Origin of the sequence: Nocardia sp. CA-084685, from assembly GCF_050955785.1 — a bacterium.
In the GTDB taxonomy this organism is placed as follows: Bacteria; Actinomycetota; Actinomycetes; order Mycobacteriales; family Mycobacteriaceae; genus Nocardia.
The window spans coordinates 1,437,756-1,461,769 of record NZ_CP192094.1; the positions used below are offsets into that span (position 1 = coordinate 1,437,756).

Annotated in this window: 26 protein-coding genes and 1 pseudogene; 16 read left to right on the top strand and 11 right to left on the bottom strand. The window is 65.2% G+C overall.

Annotated features, from left to right (window positions below; translation table 11 throughout):
• Positions 1-9: 9 nt before the first annotated feature.
• Both ACQP2U_RS06340 and ACQP2U_RS06345 read right to left on the bottom strand, forming a co-directional pair.
• Entirely contained in the window at positions 10-234 is a 225-nt protein-coding gene (locus ACQP2U_RS06340; protein ID WP_433713807.1) for a hypothetical protein, read from the bottom strand.
• A gap of 35 nt (positions 235-269) precedes the next feature.
• Positions 270-1,049, bottom strand: a complete 780-nt coding sequence (locus ACQP2U_RS06345; RefSeq protein WP_433713808.1) for an HNH endonuclease family protein — start codon at positions 1,047-1,049, stop codon at positions 270-272.
• 615 nt (positions 1,050-1,664) lie between these two features.
• On the opposite strand from ACQP2U_RS06345, the gene ACQP2U_RS06350 reads away from it, so the two are divergent.
• Complete coding sequence (locus ACQP2U_RS06350) at positions 1,665-2,537, top strand: haloalkane dehalogenase (protein WP_433713809.1); 873 nt, start codon at positions 1,665-1,667, stop codon at positions 2,535-2,537.
• Positions 2,538-2,619: 82 nt separating this feature from the next.
• A complete protein-coding gene (locus ACQP2U_RS06355) occupies positions 2,620-3,504 on the top strand; it encodes an RNA polymerase sigma factor (RefSeq protein WP_433713810.1) in 885 nt (294 codons plus the stop codon).
• Here ACQP2U_RS06355 and ACQP2U_RS06360 read toward each other — a convergent pair whose 3' ends face one another.
• Positions 3,505-3,744 (bottom strand): hypothetical protein, encoded by a 240-nt coding sequence (locus ACQP2U_RS06360; protein ID WP_433713811.1) that lies wholly within the window; start codon positions 3,742-3,744, stop codon positions 3,505-3,507.
• A gap of 6 nt (positions 3,745-3,750) precedes the next feature.
• Between ACQP2U_RS06360 and ACQP2U_RS06365 the strand changes: the two genes are divergently transcribed.
• Together ACQP2U_RS06365 and ACQP2U_RS06370 are read left to right on the top strand one after the other, a co-directional pair.
• Positions 3,751-4,359, top strand: coding sequence for a TetR/AcrR family transcriptional regulator (locus ACQP2U_RS06365; protein ID WP_433713812.1), 609 nt, complete (start codon positions 3,751-3,753; stop codon positions 4,357-4,359).
• A gap of 24 nt (positions 4,360-4,383) precedes the next feature.
• Entirely contained in the window at positions 4,384-5,208 is an 825-nt protein-coding gene (locus ACQP2U_RS06370) for an acyl-CoA thioesterase (protein ID WP_433713813.1), read from the top strand.
• On the opposite strand, the gene ACQP2U_RS06375 is transcribed toward ACQP2U_RS06370, so the two are convergent.
• Positions 5,198-6,343, bottom strand: a complete 1,146-nt coding sequence (locus ACQP2U_RS06375) for a TDT family transporter (protein ID WP_433713814.1) — start codon at positions 6,341-6,343, stop codon at positions 5,198-5,200. The two genes, ACQP2U_RS06370 and ACQP2U_RS06375, sit on opposite strands and share 11 nt — an antisense overlap.
• Before the next feature lie 70 nt (positions 6,344-6,413).
• Between ACQP2U_RS06375 and ACQP2U_RS06380 the strand changes: the two genes are divergently transcribed.
• On the top strand, positions 6,414-7,355 hold the full coding sequence (locus ACQP2U_RS06380; RefSeq protein ID WP_433713815.1) for a LysR family transcriptional regulator: 942 nt from the start codon (positions 6,414-6,416) through the stop codon (positions 7,353-7,355).
• A gap of 90 nt (positions 7,356-7,445) precedes the next feature.
• On the opposite strand, the gene ACQP2U_RS06385 is transcribed toward ACQP2U_RS06380, so the two are convergent.
• Positions 7,446-8,096 carry a phosphate signaling complex PhoU family protein gene (locus ACQP2U_RS06385; RefSeq protein ID WP_433713816.1) on the bottom strand — a complete coding sequence of 217 codons (651 nt, stop codon included), beginning with the start codon at positions 8,094-8,096 and terminating at the stop codon, positions 7,446-7,448.
• Positions 8,097-8,263: 167 nt separating this feature from the next.
• Here ACQP2U_RS06385 and ACQP2U_RS06390 point away from each other — a divergent pair, with 167 nt between their 5' ends.
• The 5 genes and pseudogenes from ACQP2U_RS06390 (at position 8,264) to ACQP2U_RS06410 (ending at position 11,401) form a co-directional block, all read left to right on the top strand.
• Positions 8,264-8,659: a nitroreductase/quinone reductase family protein gene (locus ACQP2U_RS06390; RefSeq protein WP_433713817.1), complete on the top strand. Its 396-nt coding sequence runs from the start codon at positions 8,264-8,266 to the stop codon at positions 8,657-8,659.
• 197 nt (positions 8,660-8,856) lie between these two features.
• Positions 8,857-8,976, top strand: a pseudogene (locus ACQP2U_RS06395) (ionic transporter y4hA); the annotation flags it as partial.
• Between the two features lie 180 nt (positions 8,977-9,156).
• On the top strand, positions 9,157-9,858 hold the full coding sequence (locus tag ACQP2U_RS06400; RefSeq protein ID WP_433713818.1) for a hypothetical protein: 702 nt from the start codon (positions 9,157-9,159) through the stop codon (positions 9,856-9,858).
• Between the two features lie 47 nt (positions 9,859-9,905).
• Positions 9,906-10,049, top strand: a complete 144-nt coding sequence (locus tag ACQP2U_RS06405; protein WP_433713819.1) for a hypothetical protein — start codon at positions 9,906-9,908, stop codon at positions 10,047-10,049.
• Positions 10,050-10,369: 320 nt separating this feature from the next.
• A complete protein-coding gene (locus tag ACQP2U_RS06410; RefSeq protein ID WP_433713820.1) occupies positions 10,370-11,401 on the top strand; it encodes a DUF418 domain-containing protein in 1,032 nt (343 codons plus the stop codon).
• Positions 11,402-11,530: 129 nt separating this feature from the next.
• On the opposite strand, the gene ACQP2U_RS06415 is transcribed toward ACQP2U_RS06410, so the two are convergent.
• Positions 11,531-11,722, bottom strand: a complete 192-nt coding sequence (locus ACQP2U_RS06415) for a heavy-metal-associated domain-containing protein (protein ID WP_062990687.1) — start codon at positions 11,720-11,722, stop codon at positions 11,531-11,533.
• Positions 11,723-11,863: 141 nt separating this feature from the next.
• On the opposite strand from ACQP2U_RS06415, the gene ACQP2U_RS06420 reads away from it, so the two are divergent.
• Both ACQP2U_RS06420 and ACQP2U_RS06425 read left to right on the top strand, forming a co-directional pair.
• Complete coding sequence (locus ACQP2U_RS06420; RefSeq protein WP_433713821.1) at positions 11,864-12,367, top strand: hypothetical protein; 504 nt, start codon at positions 11,864-11,866, stop codon at positions 12,365-12,367.
• An 11-nt stretch (positions 12,368-12,378) separates the two neighbouring features.
• Entirely contained in the window at positions 12,379-12,537 is a 159-nt protein-coding gene (locus ACQP2U_RS06425) for a hypothetical protein (protein ID WP_364355800.1), read from the top strand.
• 48 nt (positions 12,538-12,585) lie between these two features.
• Here the strand turns inward: ACQP2U_RS06425 and ACQP2U_RS06430 are convergent, their stop codons facing one another.
• Complete coding sequence (locus ACQP2U_RS06430) at positions 12,586-13,308, bottom strand: VIT1/CCC1 transporter family protein (RefSeq protein ID WP_433713822.1); 723 nt, start codon at positions 13,306-13,308, stop codon at positions 12,586-12,588.
• A gap of 222 nt (positions 13,309-13,530) precedes the next feature.
• Positions 13,531-13,920 carry a PPOX class F420-dependent oxidoreductase gene (locus ACQP2U_RS06435; RefSeq protein WP_433713823.1) on the bottom strand — a complete coding sequence of 130 codons (390 nt, stop codon included), beginning with the start codon at positions 13,918-13,920 and terminating at the stop codon, positions 13,531-13,533.
• Between the two features lie 131 nt (positions 13,921-14,051).
• Between ACQP2U_RS06435 and ACQP2U_RS06440 the strand changes: the two genes are divergently transcribed.
• A complete protein-coding gene (locus ACQP2U_RS06440; RefSeq protein WP_433713824.1) occupies positions 14,052-15,020 on the top strand; it encodes a sigma-70 family RNA polymerase sigma factor in 969 nt (322 codons plus the stop codon).
• Between the two features lie 397 nt (positions 15,021-15,417).
• Here the strand turns inward: ACQP2U_RS06440 and ACQP2U_RS06445 are convergent, their stop codons facing one another.
• The gene (locus tag ACQP2U_RS06445) at positions 15,418-18,303 is read right to left on the bottom strand and encodes a BTAD domain-containing putative transcriptional regulator (protein WP_433713825.1); all 2,886 of its coding nucleotides are present in this window, start codon (positions 18,301-18,303) and stop codon (positions 15,418-15,420) included.
• Between the two features lie 316 nt (positions 18,304-18,619).
• Between ACQP2U_RS06445 and bla the strand changes: the two genes are divergently transcribed.
• On the top strand, positions 18,620-19,519 hold the full coding sequence (bla, locus tag ACQP2U_RS06450) for a class A beta-lactamase (RefSeq protein WP_433713826.1): 900 nt from the start codon (positions 18,620-18,622) through the stop codon (positions 19,517-19,519).
• On the opposite strand, the gene ACQP2U_RS06455 is transcribed toward bla, so the two are convergent.
• Complete coding sequence (locus tag ACQP2U_RS06455) at positions 19,508-20,530, bottom strand: AraC family transcriptional regulator (protein WP_433713827.1); 1,023 nt, start codon at positions 20,528-20,530, stop codon at positions 19,508-19,510. The genes bla and ACQP2U_RS06455 overlap by 12 nt on opposite strands.
• A 114-nt stretch (positions 20,531-20,644) precedes the next feature.
• Here ACQP2U_RS06455 and ACQP2U_RS06460 point away from each other — a divergent pair, with 114 nt between their 5' ends.
• The gene (locus ACQP2U_RS06460; protein WP_433713828.1) at positions 20,645-22,156 is read left to right on the top strand and encodes a flavin-containing monooxygenase; all 1,512 of its coding nucleotides are present in this window, start codon (positions 20,645-20,647) and stop codon (positions 22,154-22,156) included.
• Positions 22,157-22,222: 66 nt separating this feature from the next.
• Here the strand turns inward: ACQP2U_RS06460 and ACQP2U_RS06465 are convergent, their stop codons facing one another.
• On the bottom strand, positions 22,223-23,431 hold the full coding sequence (locus ACQP2U_RS06465) for an FAD-dependent oxidoreductase (RefSeq protein WP_433713829.1): 1,209 nt from the start codon (positions 23,429-23,431) through the stop codon (positions 22,223-22,225).
• A 72-nt stretch (positions 23,432-23,503) separates the two neighbouring features.
• Between ACQP2U_RS06465 and ACQP2U_RS06470 the strand changes: the two genes are divergently transcribed.
• Positions 23,504-23,971 (top strand): MarR family winged helix-turn-helix transcriptional regulator, encoded by a 468-nt coding sequence (locus ACQP2U_RS06470; RefSeq protein ID WP_433713830.1) that lies wholly within the window; start codon positions 23,504-23,506, stop codon positions 23,969-23,971.
• Positions 23,972-24,014: the final 43 nt, after the last annotated feature.

The following is a 24,014-nucleotide window of genomic DNA, read 5'->3' on the forward strand; positions in this document are numbered from 1 at the left end:
GCGTGCGGATCAGGCCTCGAAGGGCACGATATTGCCGGCCGCATCGCGGGTTCCGACGGTGGCTTCGATGGCGGCGGCCAACTCGGCGACGGTGGCCCAGGTGCGCGGCGGATCCGCTTCGAGATTGCCGATGGTGTACCAGGTCTCGGTTTCGCGATAGCGGACCAGACCTTTACCCGTCGCGTCGACGGTCACATCGAGCTCGCCGGAGACCGTCCCTTCCTCTTCGGTCATGACGGCCGCCTTGGCGGAAATCTCGATGATGTCGCTTATTTGAACTCTCCTCGACTGACGCAGTCGGCGACTGCGTTGCGCAGTGCGGTGTGTTCGGCGGGATCAACGTTCAGCGCATATTTTACTTTGATCTTGACGTAATGCTCGAGATAGCCACACCGGAATTTTCCCGGCGGCAGATAGTTGGCGGCGTCCTGGTCACCCTTGGACCTGTTGGCCGAGGGATCGGAGGCGATCAGATTGACGGCGTCGTTGGCGATCCGGCGACGGGTATCTTCATCACGCTTATTCGCACCCGAACGCCATGCCTCGGCCAGCGGCACGATGTGTTCGGCATCGACACCGGCCGGGTCGGTGATGAACTTGTACGGCTTGAGTTTTCCGGTCTTGGAATCCAGTACGCCGTACTGGTCCTGCCAGCCGCCGCCACGGCCGACGGTGAGCTCGCAGGTTTTCGGGTCGAGTTTCACCGAGCCCGTCGCATCGCGGAGCATCATCACGTCACGGCTGGTGCACTTGCTGTACTGCGTGAAGTCGGCGCCGAAGCCGTGCTCGGGCTTATTGGTATCCCAGTGCGGGAACTTCTCCCGGCTGTAGCCTTCCATCGACTCTTCCGGCGCATCGACGAGTTGGCCGAGCAGATCGTTGATGTCCTTGCCGGACGCCGTTGTGACATTCGCCGATCCGGACCCCTTGCCGGTCTTACCGGTCCACTCGTCGAAAAAGGAATAGCCAACGGCGACAACGACAGCCAAGGCAACGGGTGCGCAAACAGCGAGTACGCGACGGGCGGTGCGGGACGACAACCACTTCACAAAGATCGAACTTCCTAGTCTCGCACCGATGAATTTGTCGGGCGTCAAGCTACCTGCGCCTGATCATCCCGTAAGTGATTGTCGCGTATGACGTTCTGTACAGCTAGTCGAAGAGCTCGACAGGGGGACTCGACGATAGACACGGAACCACCCCTGACTCGGCGTGCCGGCGCTGATCCAGGGGTGGTCGTGTCACGAATGAGCTCGTGCGCGGCCGAATGAACGGGCCGGTTGTCCAGGCCGGGTGATCCGTTCTCGCGACGCCACGAGGCTGATGAGGGAAGTCTCGTCGTGCCGCTTCGTACTGCGGATAACTCCTCGTGACGGTCTGTGTGAACTCCATTGTTCTTACGTAGAAAGATAGTAGATTATTATAGATTCCTTTGCAATCGCTTTACTTAAGTCTGAAAATCTCCTGAATGGCGCATCGGCCAGTTGAAACATGTACTGCTCACATACGGAAGTTAGGTTTACCTGCGGTTGCGATAAGCGGGGCCGTGCCTGCCCCTGCCAGATAGGTGACGAGCATCACATTCGACGGCGGTCACAACGAGGCCAAAACGTGTGTCGAAACGGGTGCAGGCAGCAAAGCAGGATTCAGGAAGGACCCACATCATGGCTACCGTCGACGTTCTCGACTCGTTCATCAACTACACCGATCTCGGTGCCGGTTCGGTACCGGTGGTGTTCCTGCACGGCAACCCGACCTCATCGCACCTGTGGCGCAATGTGATCCCGCATGTCGCCGATCAAAACCGGGTGCTCGCACCGGATCTGATCGGAATGGGTGCGTCCGGAAAGCCGAACAGCGCCTACCGTCTCGCCGACCACGCCCGCTATCTGGATGCCTGGTTCGACGCGCTCGGCCTCGACCAGGTCGTCATCGTCGGCCACGACTGGGGTGGTGCGCTCGGTATGCACTGGGCGGCACGGCATCCCGAACGCATCCGGGGCATCGCGCTGATCGAGACGTTTCTGCGGCCGATGCGATGGGACGAACTCCCGCCGCTCGGCGCCGAACTTTTCCGGAAATTCCGGACGGCCGAGGGCGAGCGAATGGTGCTGGTTGAGAATACGTTCATCGAGTTCAACCTGCCGAGGGGCATCACCGACCTGTCGCAGGAAGATCACGACGTGTATCGCGCGCCCTTCCCGACGCCGGAATCGCGTAAGCCCATGCTGGCCTGGACGCGCGAATTTCCGGTGGAAGGCGAGCCTGCCGATGTGGTTGCGCTGGTGCAGAACTACGACCGGTGGGCGGCGGATTCGCCGGAGGTGCCCAAGCTCATCATGGCGCTCGACAATGGTGTCGGCCTCGGTTCGCCGGAGGTTATCGCCTGGGCCGCCGAGACGTTCGCCGGCGCCGAGGTCGTCTCGGTCGGCGCGGCGGGACATCACGCACCGGAGGATCAACCCGATGCCATCGGGACCGCGGTCGCGACGTGGTTGCGCGCGCACTCGTTGACCACGGCGACCGCGAGTGCATGACTCCGGTGCGCCGCGCGGGTGCGGGGCACCCGCGCGGCAGATAGGACTTGCGTAACGCCGGATACCGCCGAAGGATTGTGCGGTGGAACCCGAGCTAGCGCACCCCGACCCGCCCACGACGGAAAATGGCGACGACATCGCTCGGGAGCGGTGGCTGGTAGACAGGGCGATTGCCGGTGAGGCGGCCGCCATCTCGGATGTGGTGCGGCAGCTACAGGATCCGCTGTACCGGCTGGCGCTGCGCATGGTGTGGCGGCCCGCCGAGGCCGAGGATGCGACGCAGGAGATCCTGCTGCGCGTGGTCGGCAATCTCGCGACATGGCGGGGTGAGGCCAAGCTGCTGACCTGGGCCTACCGCATCGGTGTCAACTATCTGCTGAATCTCGAACGAAAGACGCCCCAAGAGGCGGCGCAGCTCAGCCTCGACACATACCGCGAGGGATTGGCGGACGGGCTCGCCGCCGACGACTATCGCGGACCCGAGGCCGAGCTGCTGTCCCATGAGGTACGGCTGACTTGCAGCCAAGCAATGCTGCAGTGCCTGGTCCGCGACGAGCGGGTCGCCTTTGTGCTCGGTGAAGTTTTCGAACTCGGCTCCGCCGATGCGGCCTGGATTCTGGGTATCACCGCATCCGCCTTTCGAAAGCGGCTGGAGCGAGCCAAGAAACGCATCGGCACATTCCTGAATTCGACCTGCGGGGTGGCCAATCCCGAGGCGTTCTGTCGCTGCTCCCGTCGGGTGGACAAGGCATTGGCGCTCAGCCGCGTTGATCCGAGGCGGCCGGTATTCGCCGGCCACGCGGTGAGTGCGGGCGGTCGCAGCGTCGCCGAGGTCGAACAGCAGATGATCCGACTGCACGACGCCGCCGCGGTAATCCGGCTGCACCCCGATTACGCTGCGCCGCAGGCGAAAATGGATGCGATCGCCGGATTACTGCATTCGGGCAGGTTCCCGCTGCTCGACTGACTACGCGTTGGCCGGAAAGCGCACATCGGTCAGTTCTTCGGATTTGGTCCACAATGCGGTGGCGAGGTCGGCATTCGCGGCGGCCGTGCTACGGCCCACGACCTTCGGGTGACCGCGGAATTCGAACCAGCTGTCCGGGCCGACATAGCTTCCCGGCGGCAACTCCTGGCTGGCGGCGAACAGGGTGGGCAGCGCACCGAAGCTCGCATCCTGGGCGAGCAGTTTATTGCCTACCCGCATGACCTCGTGCAGGATCCGATTGCCATCCGCTCCCGCTCCTATCACCACGGTGACTTGCGCGCCGAGCTGCTTCAGCGCGCCGAGGCGACGTTGCGCGATTCCGGTGTGGACGGGCTTTCGCTACGTCAGCTGGCCCGCGACCTCGGGGTCAGCCATGCCGCGCCGAGCAGGCACTTCCGGGATAAGCAGGCGCTGCTCGACGCGCTCGCACTGGTCGGCTTCGACCGGCTCGCCGGGCTGTACGGCCAGGTCGAACCGACCGGCTCATTCTCCGAGCGGCTGCACGCCGTGGCGCGTGCCTATCTGGATTTCGCGATCGACAATCCGGCGCTGCTCGCGCTGATGTTCGCGCGCAAACACAGTCCGACCTCGGGCGAGGAAATGCTGGCGGCGGTGGGGCGGGCATTCACCGTGCCCATCGCCTTGATCGCCGAGGGGCAGGCGCGTGGCGAAGTCGTTACGGGTGATCCGATGCGGATCGGTATTGCCGCCATTGCCGCACTGCAGGGGTTGGCCACCTTTGTCGGGTCCGGGTTCGTCGAGGCCGAGAACGTGGAAGCGGCATTGACCGAAACGATTACCCAGCTGACCTATGGTCTGCGCCCCCGCGACTGACCTGCACCTACCCGAGGAGAATCGATGAACTCGGCCGTCACGGCACGCCACGCCTTCGACAGCGCGGTCACGCTGACGCCGGGCGGCACCGGAAACTTCAACGGTCGAACGACTCCCGAGTACGGCAATATGGTCGGCCCATTCGGCGGCATCACCGCGGCAACCTTATTGCGTGCGGTGCAACAACATCCGCATTGCCTCGGTGATCCCATCTCGCTGACCGTCAACTTCGCGGGCCCGATTGCCGAGGGGCCCTTCACTATTGCGGCGCAACCGGTGCGGACCAACCGCACCACTCAGCACTGGACGCTGTCGATGAGTCAGGGCCGCATCGTGACCACCACGGCCACCGCGGTTTTCGGCACCCGCCGCGAGACCTGGACCGCGACCGAAGCCACCGCACCTACCGCACCGCCGCCGGACACCATCGAACCGGACGCGCTGCCCGAATTCATTGCCTGGGTGGACAATTACGAAATGCGCTTCATCGAGGGCGGTATCACCCAACTCGATGGCGCTGCGGCGCAACCGACTTCCACCACCACACTCTGGGTCCGCGACCGGCCTGCCCGCCCGTTGGACTATCCGGCCCTGACCGCGCTGAGCGATGTGTTCTTTCCGCGGGTGATGCTGCGACTCGGCCGTGTCGTCCCCGCCGGAACCGTCACGCTGACCGTGTATTTCCACGCCGACACCGACCGCCTCGCCGCCCAATCCGATCAGCCGTTGCTGGCGACCGCGCGCTCCCAGCATTTCGGCAAGGGCTTCTTCGATCAGTCGGCCGAACTCTGGGCGCATGACGGTGGGTTGCTCGCGACCAGCCATCAGCTGGTGTACTTCAAGGCATGACTGGCCGGAGCAGCGGCCCGATAACAACACCGCGGATGGTCTTGGCGGCGACACCTGCCCAGGCGCCGACCAATCCGACATACAACACGACCGCGGCGACGGCGAAGATTTCGGCGCCGGTGTGCCCGTAGAGCACACTGCTGCCGGTAATGCAGGTGCCGAGCGGGAAGGTGAAGCCCCACCAGGTCAGGTTGAATCCCAATTCGCCCGCGCGAGCCGTCTTTACGGTGACAGCGGCGGCCAGCGCCAGCCAAAGCATTGCGAAACCCCAGGTCAGGACGCCGAAGATGACTGAGAAGACGGTCAGTCCTTCGGTGTAGAGCTCGGGCAGTGCCGAGGGACCGGCATTGGCGAGCAGGCCTGCGGCAGTGACGGATTGGCCGAGCGGGCCGAGCACGAGCCAGAGGGTCGCCACCATCGCCGATTGCGGGACGCCGAAATGCACCAGGCGTGACCAGATCATGGTGGTGGTGACCAGCGCCGCGATCAGGCTCACACCGAACATGGCCAGGCACAGCAGGATCATGGTGAGCCGCGATTGGCCTTCCGGCAGATATGGGACCAGTAGTGCCCCCATGGCGGCCGACACCATTGGCGGCACCACCGGCATCAGCCAGCCACCGAAGGCGGCATCGGGCTCGATGCGGTGCTGGGTGAACATCCGGTAGGGAATGGCGACGGCGGTCAGCAGGCCGAGCGCGGTGCCGAACGACCACAACACCCAGGCGGTGGTTAGTGCGGCGTCGAGGCCGATCACCTCGCGGCCGAGTACCAGGGTGCCCCCGCCGACGGTCACCAATGCCATCGGTGGCGCGCCGTAGAAATGCATCATGATCGGGTGGTGCTTGTGGCTACGGGCTTGCTCTCGATAGCGCATCCAGTGCACGACCCAGGCGATGCTCACAACCACCAGCAGCAGTGCGGCCAGCGCCCAGACAACCGTCGCCGCGCCGCGCAGTCCGGGCAACTGTAGCGGGAGCGTGGCGGCGGCATTGGCGACAATGCCGGTGCCCATGACGGCGGCGAACCAATTGGGTGCGAAGTGCCGCAGCGAGCGGCGCTGGGGCGCAGTCTGTCCGAGCTCGCCGAGCAGATGCCGTCGGGATGCGGGGCGGAAGGTTGCTATGGCGGTCATATGTCCAGATTCGTCTGCGTCGGTGGTGTCGAGTAGCCACCGCGTACCTATGGATGCATAGACTCGTTCTATGCCCCTGTCGCCGCGTGTCCCCGATCTGGCCGCGCTCGACCTGCTGGTTTCGGTCATCGAACTGGGCAGTCTCGGACGTGCGGCACAGGCGCACGGCATCAGCCAGCCCTCGGCGTCCTCCCGCATCCGCTATCTGGAGAAGTTGGTCGGGATGCCGGTGCTGGAGCGCACCACCCTCGGTTCCCGACCCACCCCCGCCGGGGCATTGATCGCCGAATGGGCACGCGGAGTTGTCGATGCGGCCCAGCAGTTGGATGCGGGCATCGACACCTTGCGCGTCGAGCGTGATTCGCAGCTGCGGGTGGCGGCGAGTCAGACCATTGCCGAATACCTGTTCCCCGGCTGGCTCATGACGCTGCGCACCAGGGCACCCGATACCGCGATCGCATTGCAGTCCGGCAATTCCGTCGAGGTGGCACAGGCGGTACTCGACGGCAAGGACGCCATCGGCTTCATCGAGAGCCCGCGGAATTTCCGTGGGTTGGAGAGTCATATCGTGGCCCGCGATCAACTGGTCGTCGTGGTCGACCCGCAACACCGCTGGGCCCGCCAGGGCTCGGTCGACCTGGCCGAACTCGCTCGAACCGCGCTCATCCAGCGCGAACTCGGATCCGGCACCCGGACCTGGTTCGAAAATGCTGTCGCGCGGGCCATTCCGGGCTGGGAGCCCACCGTTGCGCTGGAACTTTCCTCCACCACCGCGATCAAAACCGCGGTCGCCTCCGGTGTCGGTCCCGCCGTCCTGAGCTCCCTGGCGGTAGCCCCCGAAATCGCCGCGGGCACCCTCGTTTCCCCGACCGTCAACGGCCTCGACCTGACTCGGGCCCTGCGTGCCGTCTGGCCCGCGGGCCACCGCCTCACCGGCCCCGCCCGCGACCTCTACACCATCGCCCGCCGCACTGGAGCACCCTCAGCTCCGGCTGCTCGCCGAGCGCAGTGATCGGGCGGTCGAATGCGGCGTGGGTGACCACCGTTCCACTGCGTTCGACGGAACCCTCGAACCAAGGCACGCTACGGTCTGGACGCGGGACTAGCTGGCCTCGGAGGTTTGGGCCGTCGGCGGAATTCCGGTGTCCAGGAAGCAGATCAGGCGATCGATGCGCGTGGTGTGGTCGATACAGCGTTCGAGGTTATTGCCCACCAGGGCGATATCGATGGCGGCTTCGGTGGCGGTTCGGTCGGCCAGCGCCGAGTGGAGTCGTTGGTGGAGTTGCTCCATTGCGGGAGTACCGGCTTCGGGAGTGACGGGTTGGCGGCCGGTGGCGACCGATTCACCCGCGAGGGCGGTGTGGTGCGCGGCCAGCCGACCCATGGCGGTCAGGATATCCATAAGAGGTTGGGGGGCAACTGATTCCGGATGGTATTTGTAGACCTGATCGGCGACGCGGCTGATCAGCGAACCGATCCTGGACAGTTCACCGGCGATCTGGATGGCGGTGACCACATGCCGCAGATCGCGCGCGACCGGCGCCTGCAGTGCCAGCAGCACCACGGTTCTGGCCTCGCAGGCGGCGTACATCTTCTGTAACTGCTCGTCGAGTGCGAAGGCTTCATAGGTGGCGGCGAGATCGGCGTCGCCGAGCGCGGCCGTGACACGCTCGGCGGCATCGTGGGCGAGCCGACACATGAGCGTCAAATCGTTGGTCAACGCGATGAGCTCGCGAGTGAATTGGGTCCGCACTCCGCACATTGTCGCTTATCGCCGCTCCGTCCCATAGAAGAATCTCGACTCCATCGCCGCGATGCTGGAATACCTGAGAAGGTGCCCGCGGCGAGTCGATTGGCCACACCACGCCGTCGGGACTCGACACAGCGCTGAATGCGATCGGCCGGTGCTAGCGTCGGGAGATGGCGAACTTGCGTGATGTTCAGCACCGAGTCGTGACGACACTTCAGCGGCGGTTGGGGAATCCGATTTTGCGCAGATTGCCGACGCAGCAGTTGCTGGAGACCGTCGGGCGCACGAGTGGGCAGCCGCGGATCACGCCGATCGGCGGTCGACGAGTAGGCAAGCAGTTCTGGCTCGTCTCCGAATTCGGTGACAAGTCGCAGTACATTCGAAACATTAAGGCCGACAACCAAGTTCGGGTACGGCTGCACGGACATTGGCACACCGGTACCGCACATCTACTGCCGGATGACGATCCGCGCGCCCGGTTGCAATCGCTGCCCAAGGCCAACAGTGCGGGTGTTCGATTGCTCGGCACCGACTTGCTGACCGTCCGGATCGATCTCGACGACTGACCCAGCACATGCGCTCGTTCACGCGCGATCGAGTGCGCACGATTTGCTGACACGATGGAAGTTACGCTCCGGGCGCTGACTTCCCGCTGGACCGTTTCATCCGTCCCGGCCGTGATCACCCTGGCCGTCACCTGGGGACGATCGCTGCCCTGCATCGCCATTGATGTGGTGATCGGCGGGTGCTGGTGGCGGTGCGGCAGTCTGCGGTCGGGGTGGTCATCACGCTGCTCGTCCTACTGCCGGAAACTATCGTGGCCGTGCGTGCCGCGCGTCGCGATCAGGTGCGGATCAGTCTCGGGTCCGCCATGGCGAGCATCGATCAGTCAGGCGTTGCACGAAACCGGCGATGACGCCGTCAAGGTGCGTGTCGGCATCAAATAGGGCATTACCTGCGCGAACACAGGTCGCCAAAGTTGATCTTTCGCGCGGCGATCTTCGGTAGCCTGCCAGCAGAGCTTTTCGTGAAGGTAGTCCCTACTCGGCACGAAGGCGGTGCGATGGTGGAACCCGGCACGACACCCGGCGGTGATCGCGGAACCGACAATGGGCGCGTTATGGCCATCGCGGCAGTTATCGCCGCCGCGCTCGCACTGGTGGTCGCGATCGCACTGCTGATGCGATCGAATCAGGATGCGAACAACGACGCACCGCCATCGGTGACGTCGATCGGGAAAGTGACCTCCGGCCGTCCCGTCCCCGCGCCCCCGAATCGCGCGACGACCTCCGCGGGGCAACCGGCGCGCAAGCCCGGTGATGATTGCTCGCACGAAGGGATCGTCGCCAAATGGGATAAGCGCAACGGTTTGTGGGTCTGCGCGCCGCAGGAACAGACCCGGGATGCGCAGGGCCGCGCCGAACATCAGGTCGGCGACGACTGCTCGCACGACGGGATCTTCGCGCAGTGGGGGCTCGGCCCCGACGGCCGCTGGAACTGCATACCGCAAGGTCAGGGCGTCGCGGAACCGCCGCCGGTCCCGCAGCGTCCGCTCCAGGTCCCTGCCGATCCGAACCCCAATCCGGTGCCGCAGAATCCGAACCCCAATCCGGTGCCGCAGAATCCGAACCCCAATCCGGTCCCGGATAACCCGAGTCCCAACCCGGTCCCGGAGAACCCGGTTCCCAATCCGCTCCCGAACCCGATGCCGGTGAATCCGTTCCCCTTCCTGCCGCCGCTGCCCCCGCTGCCCGGACTGCCGTAGCCGAGGCGATGACGAAATTCGTTCGACACGGCTGAGATGCTCGATAGGTGATCGTTGTCCCCGAATTCTTCGCCGATTGTCTCGACGAGACGGAGCCCGCGGGCCGGGTCTGGCTGGACGGTCTGCCCGAACTCGCGGCTCGGCACGCTCAGCGCTGGGAGCCTCGGTTCGCCGGCGCGCCCCTGCGCTGACCTCTCGGCTATGCGAAAGAAACGACTCCACGCCACCCGCCCCGCCGACGCCCCTTGGCGAAACCGTCGACGTGCCAGGGCAACCGAGACCAGGCCGCCCAACTCGACCGCGCGCCGTTCCGCGCGTCGTCGCTACTGGTGAACCGCGAAAGCGGGCAGGACGTAGCCTTCGCTCGGCGCTGGGATCGGTTGCGGGCCAGAACGTCCGGTCCAAGTTGCCATTAGGCGCGTTCGCGATCGCCTCGGTGTGGAACTGAGCTGTGAACAAGACATGCATGTCCGAGACCAGAATTCAGGGTCGGTCTCGATAGCGTAAGGGTATGGATCCTGCCGGTGTGCGACCGCGCATCCACGAGCTCGACGCCGTGCGTGGTTTTGCGCTGTGCGGGATTCTGGTGGTCGATATCTGGCAGCTCACCGATATGCGGGCGACCATCGGGGCAGGCATCGTTGATCCGGTACGACATGTGCTGTCCGTGCTGTTCGAGGGACGGTTCTTCCCGATCTTCTCGTTCCTGTTCGGGCTGAGCTTTTCGCTGTTCCTCGACCGCGTCGCCGAGGGCGGAGACCGTCCGCGGCTGGTACTTGCGCGGCGGCTCGGCGCGCTCGGTCTGCTCGGCTTGATCCACCATGTATTCCAGCCGGATGAGGTGTTGCTGCCGTATGCGATTGTCGGGCTGGTGGTGCTGCTGCCTGCCGCTGGGCTAACGCGCTGGGTGATATTGCTCGCGGGGCTGGTTGCCACGATCGGGGTTCCGGTCACGATCGGCGGTGGACTCGGGTTGGTGCCGGGCCTGTTCTTGCTCGGTATGGCTGCCGACCGTTTCGGCCTCGCGGAAAACCTGCGCGATCGTGGCTGGCGGATCGCGGTGGTATTCGTTCTGGCCGTGCCTGCGGCGGTGGCGGCCGGGGTATGGGAGTACCGCACGCCATATTCCGATCTGTGGACAGGCAGTGCGGCTCCGGTGGCCGGATTGCTCGGCTCGCTCGCCTATTTCACCGGTTTCCTGCTCTTCCTGCGCACCGAGACCGGCGAGGTGTTCGCGGAGGTGCTCGAGCCGATGGGGCGGATGGCGCTGACCAATTACGTTTCGGCAACCGGACTTATCCTGGCCGCCGACCCGTGGCTCGGCCTCTCCGATTCCAATCGCTACGGCGCACTGCTCGGCTCGGCCGTAGCGATTATCGCGGTGCAGGCGCTGTGGAGCTACTACTGGTTGCGCTGGTTCCGCTACGGCCCGCTGGAATGGGGGTGGCGGTGTGTGACCTGGTGGCGACTGGTGCCGAACCGCCTGACGCGAGTGGAACGCCGGAAACCCACAGTGCCGTATGGGCGCGGTCGCTCGCGTTGATACCCCGCGGTTCCTCGGGGCAATGTGCCGCCCGACTGGATCCTCGAAATGCTGATCACCGGTTCAACTTTGGGTTGATCGACTGAAACTCGGTGTCGTACTGGATGATACGGGCGACGGCTGGTCCGGCTACTTCGCACCGACCCCCGCGGAGCGGATGGCGTCGAGTACTTCACCGTAGGAAAGAGTGGAATTTACGGTGATGGTTTCCGAAGTGCGGTCGACATCGACTGACTGCACGCCGCCGAGGTTGTAGAGCGCGCGTTCGGCGACGACAGCGCGTTCGTCCGAGTAATCGGTCATATCGAAGGTATAGGTCATCACGACCTCCTGGTAGACGCGGTCTTCGATTCGGCGGATAACCCGATCGGCGGGTTTCAAACGCCGCGCCGGTGGGGTGTTTGATTTCGGAATTACCGGGCATAGCCAGAAAGTAATATCAACCAGCGCAACGGGATTGTCATGATCATTATCATCGGGCTCGTCGTTCTCATCGGCGCGGTAATTATCGGCGTTGCCGGAGTGGCGGCCAATACGGGCGAAGTTCGTACGTCACCCGGCGATTTCGGGGTATTCGACTATCACTTCAGCGTCTCGGCGGGGGAACTTTTCCTCTACGGGATCGCGATCGGGGCGATCGGGATGCTCGGTCTGAGCCTGCTGCTGGCAGGTCTCTGGCGTAGTTCCCGCCGCAACAGCGCCGCACGGCGCGATCTGCGGCAGTCGCGCCGAGAGTTGGCGGCCCAGGAAAAGGCCCAGGCAAAGGCGGCCGAGCAGCGTCGAAGCACACCGCCGGCGGCGGCACCACCGCCCGCCCCGACACCACCCGCGACCAAACCCGCCGCGCAGGTCACGCCGCCGCAAGGCGGTAAGCCGGTGGGGAGCTGGAATCGGTTCATGCGCCAATCCGGCGGGTCGGCGCCGGTCGAAACATCCGACCGCACAACGGTCAAGACGACCAAGTAAAGGAAAGAACGATGATTATCCTCGGCTTGATACTTCTCATTGTCGGTTGGTTACTCGGCATCGGTCTGCTCACCACGGCCGGGATCATATTGCTGATCATCGGTGCGGTACTCGCCCTCGTCGGGTCGGTGGGACGGCACCCGGTGGGCGGTCGGCGGCACTATTACTGACGTCGACGCACTGAGCACCGAGCGGGCCGAGGGTTTCCTCGGCCCGCTTCACGCTCCCGAAATACCCGCCAATTGTCCGATGCCGTAGGTGACCGCCATCCCCAGCGCACCACCGATCACCACCCGCAACACCGCGCGTCCGCGCTTACTACCGCCGAGCCGCGCGCTGACCGACCCGGTGATCGCCAGCGCGATCAACACCGCTGCGAATGTGACCGGAATGCGCGCTGTGGTCGGCGGCAGGATGATCGCCAACAGCGGCAGCAGCGCACCCAGGGTGAACGAGACCGCCGAGGAGACGGCGGCGGCCCACGGATTGGTCAACTCGTGCGGATCCAGACCCAGTTCGGCCTCGGCGTGGGCGAGGAAGGCGTCGTGTGCGGTCAACTCCTCGGCCACCTTGCGCGCCGTCTCCGGTGTCAGCCCCTTCGACTGATAGATATCGGCCAGTTCTGCCAGCTCGTATTCCGGTTCTTCCTTGAGTTCCGCGCGTTCCTTGGCCAGCAGCGCCCGCTCGGAATCCCGCTGTGCACTCACCGAAACGTATTCGCCGACGGCCATGGAGATCGCACCCGCGGTTAGTCCGGCGATGCCCGCGGTGAAAATGGCCGAGGTGCTGGTCGTCGCCGCGGCGACACCCACAACCAGACCCGCGGTCGAGACGATGCCGTCGTTCGCCCCCAGTACGCCCGCGCGCAACCAGTTCAGCCGCGACGCCATACCCTCACGATGTGGTTCGTGCGGGTGCGGCGAACCGAGCGTCTCATCCATGAGCCGCAGACTATGCGAAAGTCCGCAAAGTATCAGCTGGGTCCGTCTGCGGATGCACATACACCGGCAGTTCCGCCACACCGAGGACGGCGACCAAGGCGAGCAGTACACCGAAAAGCAAACCAGCTCGTCGTAGGCCGGGCACCGTTGCGTCGACAGCCGAATCCACCTGGACCTGACCCGAGGCGGTTCACACTCGAATCCCGGTGTGGCACAGGATGATCAGGACGGCGGGAAGGTATACAGCTTCTCGGGCGTGATCCGCACGATCAGCCGCTCGGCCTCCGGTTCCGGCGGCGGGGTCGCCCCGTTCATGTACCGGCCGTACATCTCGTACAGCAGCGTCTTATCCGGATCCTCGGTGATATCCACCCGTCCGCGGATCTCCACGTAGCGACCGTTGGTCCGGCTCAGTACCAGCAGACTCACCCGCGGATCGCGCAGCATATTCCGGGTCTTGAGCCGACCCTTGATGGTGCTGAACACCACCGTGTCGTCCTCGTACTTCACGAAGATCACCGACGATTGCGGCCGGCCGTCGGCATTGGGGGTCGAGAGGATCGCGGCATGCGGTTCGTCGATCAGCGTGCGGACATTGTCATCGAGTTTCATCGGGGATCTCCTTTGCGAGTGGTCGGATAGGTAGACCCTGGCGATTGCCCGAAGGAATCGGCTGCGGCGATTCTTTTTGGGCGCTCGGTCGGTCTATCTCTACGAGGCCTCGAGACAGGAAGGACGTGCCCATGACGCAGGCGAGCACCGCGCATGCCGAATTCGATCGCCGCACGCGGCCGTATCGACGCGAATTGCTCGCGCACTGCTATCGGATGCTCGGCTCACCCGAAGACGCCGAAGACCTGGTCCAGGAGACCTACTTGCGCGCCTGGCGCGCCTTCGAGGGCTTCGAAGGCCGTTCATCGATACGGACATGGCTCTATCAGATCGCCACCAATGCCTGCCTGTCCGCATTGCGGCATCACAGCCGTCGCGTACTGCCATCCGGACTGGGTGCGCCCACAGCCGACCCGTCCGGCCCTGTGGCCGTGGACCTCGAGGTGCAATGGCTCGGTCCGCTGCCGGACGCACTGGTGACCGATGAATCCGACGATCCGGCCAGCGTTGTCGCCGCCCGCGACAGCTTGCGGCTCGCGCTGATCGCCTGTCTGCAACAGCTGTCCGGCAAACAGCGTGCGGTGCTGCTGCTGCGCGACATCCTCGATTTTTCGGCTGCCGAGGTGGCCGAGGTACTCGACACGACCACTGCCGCAGTCAAGAGTTCGCTGCAGCGTGCGCGGGCCCGGCTCGATCAACTCGGCGCGGTCGATGCGAATAGTCCGACCGAACCCGAGCAGCGGGCGCTGCTCGACGCATATATGTCCGCATTCCAGAATGCCGACGCCGCCGCCATCGAGCGTCTACTGCACCGCGATGCGATTCTCGAAATGCCCCCTGCCACAACGTGGTTCGCGGGCAAACGCACCTGCGTCGGCTACCTCGCCACGCAGGTACTCGGCACGCCGGGGGACTGGCTCATGTTGCCGACGACAGCCAACGGGCAACCTGCCGCCGTTGCGTACCGTCGCGAAACAGGTGGCGGTTACCGGGCTTTCGGACTCGCGGTGCTCACCACAACCGACCGTGCGATCGCCCGCATTGCCGTTTTCGGTGGCGCGAATCTGGTCACGGCTTGCGGATTTCCGGCGGCCATGTAGGCGCGCTCGTTGGGATCCGATCGCTCGATCACCGAACTGTTGTCGCCGAGCCAGATCCGTCCGGCCGACACCAGTGCACAAGATTCGACCGGCGTGGCGGACTCGTCAGATTGCGACTCGAGGTTCCTTCAGATGGCGATGGACCGGGCGCACCGGCAACCGGTGCTGCCGGGGCGACCACGGCGTGCGCGGACTACGTGGACCGACCCGGCGGGCCAGCAGCCGCTGTCGATGCGACGCCCGCGAATCGATCAGGACACCGCGGTTGGAAAGTCGATACGCCTTGCGTACCCCTCGCACACAAGCGCCCGCACGGTGACACTCACGACGGCGATCGCATCGACCCAGAGAATCCCAGGCAACCATCAGTGACCGATAAACGAGGGATAAACGCCGCCTAATCGGCGATATCGGCGGTCGGCGCGGCGCTGAAGAGCCGGTCCATGGTGGGCGGTGCCAGCCCCGCACGCCGGAAGATCTCGGCGGCTTCGCCGAACTCGGCCGTGGCCGGACCGGTGTATCCCTGTGCGGCCAACGCGCTCGCGTGCAGCGCCAGCGCACGTGCCCGATCAATCGGATCGGCCGCCTTGGTGAGCAACCGAACCGCTGCTGCCGCTTGGCTTTCCGCCTCGACCAGATAGCCAGCGCGCAGCTGAATCTGCGCCAATCTGGTTCGCGCCCAACCCTCCCAGAGCCGCACGCCATTGCGCTGCGCGATCCCTACGGCATCGTGGCCGAGTTCGAGTGCCCGCTCGTGCTCGTCGCGCATCGAAAGCGTGGCCGCCAATTCGTGGGTGGCCCAACCGAGTGCGACCGGATTCGAGGCCGCCTGCGCCAGCGTGATGGCGCGGTCCGCGATATCGACCGCTTCGTCGTATCGCCCTGCTTCGCAATAGGTCCGGGTGACCAAGGCCAGACACCAAGCCTGCATCGATCGGTCGCCGAGTTCGTGAGCGAAGCGCATCGCACTCTCGAAATGCCGACGCGATGCTTCGACATCGCCGAGTCGTCGATCGGCAATGCCGAGCAGTACCTCCGAGAGCACCGAGATCCTGCGGTCGGCATCGTCGGTTGGTGGACCGGCCGCGGCGTCGAGATATTTCAGACTCGCCTCGACCTCACCGAGTCCGACCTGCAGCAGCGCGCCGAGCGCGACCCGGATGCGGCGTTCGCTCGCGTGCGATTCGCGAATCGCGGTGTCCAGTAAGGCAGTCAGCGCCTCGGCCAGTTCCCTGGCGCGGGTGCCGGCGTCCATCAGTTCGGCCATTACCCAGGCCAGATCCGCAGCCACCCGCAGTGCGCGGCCACCGACCCGGGCGGCCTGTCGGTGCAGCGCGATCACCACGGGGCGTTCGACGTCGTTCCAGACCTGTCCCTCGGAACCGGTGGCGAACTGCCGACCTGGCACTGTGGTCGGGACGAGCAGGCGCGTGGTGTTGCTGTAGTCGATGGCGCTCAACAGGTTCTTCGCACCCGCGAGGTAGTAGTCCAGTAGCCGGACCAACACCGCCGACTCGTCCTCTGCTGCGACGCTCTGGGCGAAGAGCCGCAGCAGATCGTGGAACCGGTAGCGGCCGGGCACCGTCGTCTCGAGCAGGCTCACATCGACCAGCGATTCGCATATCCGCTCGGCCTCGGACTCCGCGATGCCGAGCACCGCGGCCACGCCGTCGATCGGCAGATCCGGGAAGTCGACCAGTGCGAGCGTGCGAAAAGCCTTGGCCTGCTGCTCGTTCAGTTGCCCGTACCCGAGTCGGAATGCGGCCTCGACGCCGAGTTCGCCGGTCTCCAGCACCGCCAGCCGACCCTTTTCATCGGCAAGTCGCGCCGCGAACGATTCGATCGTCCACCGCGGCCGCACCGCTAGTCGCGCGCCGACAATGCGCACCGCCAACGGCAGGCAACCGCACAGCGCGACGACCTCCCGTGCCGCTTGCTCCTCGGCGGCGACGCGTTGCGCGCCGACGATGCGGATCAGCATCGCCATGGCCTCATCGCGCTCGAGCACGTCGAGGCGGGTGCGGCGCACCGCGGGCATCTCGGTCAGCGCCGAACGACTGGTGATCAGCACCGCGGTGCCGGGTGTTCCGGCCAGCAGCGGCGTCAATTGCGCACTGCCACGCGCATTGTCGAGCACTATCAGCATGCGCTTGCCCGACAGGCGGGTGCGCAGTTCGGCCGCGCGATCATCGACGGTGCGCGGGATCTCGCCCTCCGCGATGCCGAGCGCACGCAGGAATCCACCGAGCGCGTCACCGGGTGAGGTCGGCACCGGATCGACGCCGCGCAGGTTCACATACAGCTGTCCGTCCGGGAAGTGGTCGCGCACATGATGGGCCACATGCAGGGCCAACGTGGTCTTGCCGACGCCGCCCATGCCACCGACCGCCGAAATGGCGACCGCGCTGGCGCCGCCGGTCAACTGTTCGGCAATGCGCTGCACGAGTTGCTCGCGACCGGTGAAATCGGCGATATCCGGCGGCAGTTGCGCGGGCACGACCGGCTCCGGGCCATAGCCGTTGTGTCGCGGTGTCGGCATTTCGGCACGCAGGATGCGTTCGTGCATCGCGGTCAACTCCGGTCCGGGTTCGACTCCGATTCCGTCGATCAGATCGCGACGGGCGCGCGCGAACACTTCGAGCGCCTCGGCTTGGCGGCCGCAGTGATACAGCGCCGCCATGAGCAACGCCCGGAACCGTTCGCGCAGTGGATGCTCATCGATCAGCGGACCCAGTTCGGCGACCGCGTCGCCAGCACGGCCGACCTCGATATCGAGGGCGAACCGGTCCTCGAGAATCGCCAAGCGCCATTGCTCGAGGCGGATGCGGTGGCGTTCGACGAAAGGTCCGGCCAAGCCGCTCAGCGCGGGGCCACGCCAGCGGGCGAGTGCGTCGATCAATGCCTCGCGTGCCGCATGCGGTGACTCGCCGCGCACTCGTTCGGCCGTTGCCACCAGGGCCTCGACCTCCTCGATATCGGTCGAGCCCGGCGGGATCCGCAATGCGTAACCGTCACCGACCGAAACCAGCACCGTCGACGGCGCGCGCGAAATCCGATCCGGTTCCAGCACCCGACGCAATTGCGCGACATGGGTGCGCAGTGCGGCAATGGCGCGGGGCACCGGATCCTCGCCCCAGATGCCTTCCACCAATTCCGCTGCGGTGACCGACTTTCCGGCACGCAGCAATAGCACGGCCAGTACCGCGCGACGTTGCGGAGGTCCCAATTCGAGCGGCGTCTCCCCACGCCACCCGCAGACCTCACCCAGAACGGAAAACTGCACTGACCCGACCTCCCGGACCAGGAAGCATACGCGCGCATCCGGCGAACGGCTCGTTCATTCCTTGACTATTCGATGTTCATCGATCCCTGCTGGTGCGATCGCTGGCCGATAGGTGGCCGATCAGGCGAGATTTCAGCACAGATCCGGCCGCTCGCCGCGGATTGCGGCTGACCGACGATCTGCCGCGGGTGACCTGATTCGCGCGGCATGGCGAGCCGCTGTCGGACCGCTACGCTGCGGCGATATCGATTTCGATATCGGCTATCGGCCACGTCGGTCTTGGACAGGCGGATCGGCACTGTGCTGTCGTGTCGCCATGACAAAGATCGATAGACGCGGGGTTCGCATGGGCCTCGTCCTGGCGACAACGGTGTTGCTCGGCGCATGTGGGAACGAATCGAAGGATCCGGACCCGGCGCCCGCCCCGATGGGTCAGTTGGCGGGTATCGAGCAGCAGCATCAGGCCAGGCTCGGGGTCTTCGCCGTCGATACCGGTTCGGGGAGGACTGTCGGCTTCCGCCAGGACGAGCGGTTCGCGATGATGTCGACATTCAAGACGCTCGCGTGTGCCGCGCTTTTGCGCGAACATCCGCTTGCCACAGGGTATTTCGATCAGATCATCCACTTCACCCCGGCGGATGTGGCGGCCGCGGGCGGTTCGGCGGTTACCGGCGCCCGGATCGACAGCGGTATGTCGGTATCGGAACTGTGCGATGCGGCGATTACCCGCAGCGATAATGCCGCGGGCAATGAGTTGCTGAAACTGCTCGGCGGCCCGCAGGCGCTGACACAGTTCCTGCGGTCCATCGGCGATCAGGTCTCCCACCTGGACCGCACTGAGCCGACGCTCAATACCGCCATCCCCGGCGACGAGCGCGACACCACCACACCCGCCGCGATCGCGGCCGACTATCGGGCACTGACGATCGGCGACGCGCTTGCCGCGCCCGAGCGTGCACAGTTGACGGCTTGGCTGATCGCCACCACCACCGGTGGCGCTCGCATCCGCGCTGGCCTGCCTGATGATTGGAAGACCGGCGACAAGACCGGCACCGGTGACTACGGCTCGGCCAACGACGTCGCCGTCACCTGGCCTGCCGGTGGCGCCGCGCCGATCGTGATCGCGGTACTGACCACCCATTCCAGCCCGGATTCCCAGGCGGACAACGCATTGGTCGCGGCGGCAGCCGAAGAGGCGGTCGCGCTACTGCGGTAGCCGGTGTTGCGCGCCGTCTCGGCGAACAGCGGTAGGCGTTGCGCCCCACCATCTTCGGCAGCATCGGGTGAAGGTGGCCTGTTCGGACAGTCCGATGAGCGAGGCGACCTGACTCATCGGCATATCGGTGGTGGTCAGGTAGCGGCGGGCCTCGTCACGGCGGACCGTATCCAGGATAATGGCGAACGACGTGTCCTCGGCGGCCAGGCGGCGCTGCAAGGTCCGTGGATGGATTGTCAAAAGCCTTGCCACGGCGGTGATCTCCGGTGGAGAAGTCCCCAGTAGTTGTTGTACCGCGGCGCGGACCTCGGTTTCGATGGCGGCATCCGCGCCGCCGGACTGTTCGGCCAGGAATGCCATGGCCAAACGATGCAGATTCTCGTCGCCGCCGCTCAGCGGCCGGGTCGCCAGGCTGATCGGCACTCGCAACACCGCCGCGGCACGCTCGATCCGCACGGGTGCGCCGAAGAACTCCTCATAGACCCGGATCGGGGCGGGGGGTCGGTACGGCAGTTCGACCGAGCGCAGCCCGTAGCGCACATCCACCAGGCGTTGAAATGTGCGGTGCACGAACGCGAGTCCGAGATCGGTGCCTTGGACCGGTGTCGGCCCGCCGGGGTGAACGCCATAGCGCAGGGCGGTCACGCTGCGATCGCCATACGGGTCGGGTGCGAGCGTCAGGCTGAGCGAGCGCGCGTGCAGGAACAGATAGCGCGAACAGCATTCGAGGGCATCGGCGAGCGTCGGCGAATTGCGGATGGCCAGGGCCAGCGGGCCGAGCATATCCAGATCTTGTCGATGCGAAATGCGCAGGCCGAGATCGGGGCAGTCGAGCCGCTGCGCGGCCAGCTCCAGCGCCGCGGCGACCGCATGATCCGGTACCAGCAGGTCATCGGCGTCCAGGGCGGGGATCGGCAGCCCGACGGCGGTGGCGAATTCCTCCGCATTCCCGCCCAGCTCGGCCACCGTCGCGCGAAATCCGCGCAACCCCGCGGATCGAATCACCGACATGTCGCTCAGAATCAAATACTTGTCGCGCAAAGTCAAGAATCCGGTCCATTGCCCTCGCAGACTGGAACGATGAGGTCAGCATCGCGCGGCGATTCGATAAGGGATGGTGGTCGAGTGACGGGTGGGCCCGAGACCGCTGTAGTTGCGGACCACCTCGATGTCGTAATCGTCGGCGCCGGGTTATCCGGCATCGGCGCAGCGTATCGGCTGCAGACCGAATGCCAGGGCAAAACCTATGCCGTGCTGGAGGCGCGCGAATCGCTGGGTGGGACGTGGGATCTGTTCCGCTACCCCGGAATTCGCTCGGATTCGGATATGTTCACCCTCGGCTATCCCTTCAAGCCGTGGCGGGACGCGAAGTCGATTGCCGATGGGCCGTCCATCCTGCGCTACGTCGAGGAGACGGCCGCGGAGTTCGGCATCGACCGGCACATCCGCTACGGCACCAAGGTGGTCGGGGCCGACTGGTCCACCGCAACGGCGCGCTGGACGCTCACCCTGGAGCAGCGCGATGCTGCCGGTGGCACCACTCAACGCACGCTGACCTGCGATTTCCTTTACGCCTGCGCCGGGTACTACAACTACGATCAAGGCCATTCCCCGGAGTTTCCTGGCATCGACTCATTTGCCGGACAGGTCGTGCATCCGCAGTTCTGGCCCGAGGATCTCGACTACGCGGGCAAGCGTGTCGTGGTCATCGGCAGTGGTGCGACGGCGGTCACACTGGTGCCGGCCATGGCCGACCGAGCCGAGTCCGTGACGATGTTGCAGCGCTCACCGACCTGGATCAGCGCCGTTCCCGGCCGCGACAAGCTGGCCGACAAGATCCGCGAGAAGCTGTCGCCGCAGTTGGCGCACCGCGTGATCCGCACCAAGAACATCCTGTTCAACATTGGTTTCTATCAGTATTGCCGCCGCCGCCCGGAGGCCGCGCGCAAGCTGCTCACCGGCTTGACCACGCGAATCCTGAAGGACCAGCAGGCCGTTGCCGAACACTTCACGCCCGAGTACGACCCGTGGGATCAGCGGCTGTGCGCCGTACCCGATGCCGATTTCTTCAAGGCGATGAAGAAGGGTAAGGCGCAGGTCGTCACCGATCACATCGAAAGCTTTGTGCCCGACGGGATTCGGCTGAAGTCCGGTCGCATCCTGGCGGCGGACATCGTGGTTACCGCGACCGGGCTACAGTTGCTGGCCTTCGGCGGTATCGCGCCGCGGGTCGATGCGGAGACGGTGAACCTGTCGGAGCAATTCGTCTGGCAGGGTGCGATGCTCACCGGCGTCCCGAATTTCGCGGTCTGCATCGGCTACACGAATGCCTCATGGACGTTGCGTGCCGACCTGACCTCGCGATTGGTTTGCAAGGTCATCAACCACCTGGACCGCAATGACTACGCGGCCGTGGTGCCGAAGCCGGAGGGCAAGCTCGACGAGCGTCCGCTGCTCGATCTGGCCTCCGGCTATATTCAGCGCTCGATCGGCGAGTTCCCGCGGCAGGGGGATCGGCATCCGTGGAAGGTGCGGCAGAACTATCTGCTGGACTCGGCCACGACCATGCGCACCAGTCTGCACAAGACGCTGGCTCCGATCCCGCGCTCGGCCGTCCGTCTCTCGGTTACCCACTGAACCGCGTCATCTCCAGTGGACCCCTCGTAAAACGTGCACCTGTGCGGGGTGCTCGCGGGGTTTGCGTCAGCAGGGCACCTGCTGGGGTGTCCAGTCGATCCGGTAGTCGAACATCCAGTTCAGCGGGGCGACACCGGCTTTGGCCGCTTTGCGTAGGAAGTACGGGGTGAGCAGGCGGACCAGTAGCCGGGTGAGTCCGTTGGATGCCTTGTCGCTGGTGGTCTGCGCACCATAGGCGACCACCTTCTCGACGCGCTCGCGGCGGCGGTCCTCGAAGGCGGCCAAGGCCGCGCCGGTATCCGGAATATCGCGCAGGCAAATCGCCAGCGTCACGGCATCTTCCACCGCCATGGACACGCCCTGGCCGGCGGAGGACGCCACGGCGTGCGCGGCGTCGCCGACAATGACCATATTGTCGTTGTGCCACTTGGTGACGGTCGGCAGGTCGTACTGGTTGAAGGCGGGGACGAAGGTGTTATCCGGGGTGGCCGCGACGATCCGGGCGGCGGGGCCGCGATCCACCGCCAGCAATTCGATGAGCCGCGCACGCCAGTCCACTGACTCGGCCGGTGAAAGCTCCTGTGTCCGGGGCAAATTGGCGAACCACCAGATCTCACCGTCCGGTGCGACGAAATAGCCGAAGAATGCCTTCTTGCCGAAAAGCATGCTGTACACACCGGGCCGCAACCCGAGTTCGCTGTGCAGCGCCCGATCGGTGACGAAGCCGCCGAGGCCGTAGATGCCGAGAAAATGCGCCTTCGGTGCCGCCGGGTCGATGATTTCCCTGGTGCGGGAACGGATTCCATCGGCACCGATCAGGACGTCGGCGTCCATTGTGGTGCCGTCGGCGAAGGTCGCACGGACGCCATCTGCCGTTGATCTCGCGTCCACCAGTCGCTTGTTGTACTCGAACCGCACACCCCGCCGCGTCGCCTCGGCATTCAGCGCTCGATACATATCGCGCCGCTTGATGCTGTGCGTGACGGTGCCGTCGGGCAATGTGCCGCCGATCGGCATATCGGTGATGTGCTTGCCGCCGCTGGTCGCGAACGACAGCGTGGCCGTCGGGTGCCCGATCTCGGTCACCACATGATGTGCGTCCAGCAGCGCCAGCGCCGACAGTCCGTTGACCGCCACCGTCAGATACGCGCCGATCTGCTCGGCAGCCGCCTCCGCGTATGCCTCGCACACAATCGGCTCCAGTCCCGCCTGCTGCAATGCCATCGCGGTGACCGGTCCGGCGATCCCGCCGCCGATGACCAGTGCCTTCTTCATGGTGTCTCCTGCCTTGGCTCTGCTGTATCTTGATTATCAAGACATAAGTAGTTTGATAATCGAGAGGCTTGAATGTCAAGAGAAAATTCTGAGCTGACAGAACTGCGCGCCGAGGTCGGCGGGCAAGCGCAGGCGCTCCAAGCCGCGGTCGATGCCGTGGACCAAGCGGCTGCGACCAACCTCGGCGTCAACCGCACCGATCTGCGCTGTCTGGAAATCCTGTGGCACGGCGAATCCACCCCCGGCGCGCTCGCCGCCGAACTGGGTCTGACCAGCGGCAGCGTGACCACCATGCTGGACCGCCTAGCCAGACTCGACTACGTCGTCCGCCATCCAGAACCGGGGGACCGCCGCAAGGTCGTCATCCGCATCACCGACACCGCGATGACCAAGGTCATGCGGATCTACGGGCCGATCGCCGAGGAGGGTGCCGCCGAGGTATCGCGCTACAGTGCGGCGGAACTGCGCCTCGTCCTCGACTATCTGCGTCGCTCACGTGAGCTGCAGGAGCGCCACCGCACCCGGATCGCTGAGCTCTGAAATACGTTCCGAAAGTGGGTGCTCACGGCGACAGCTGACATGA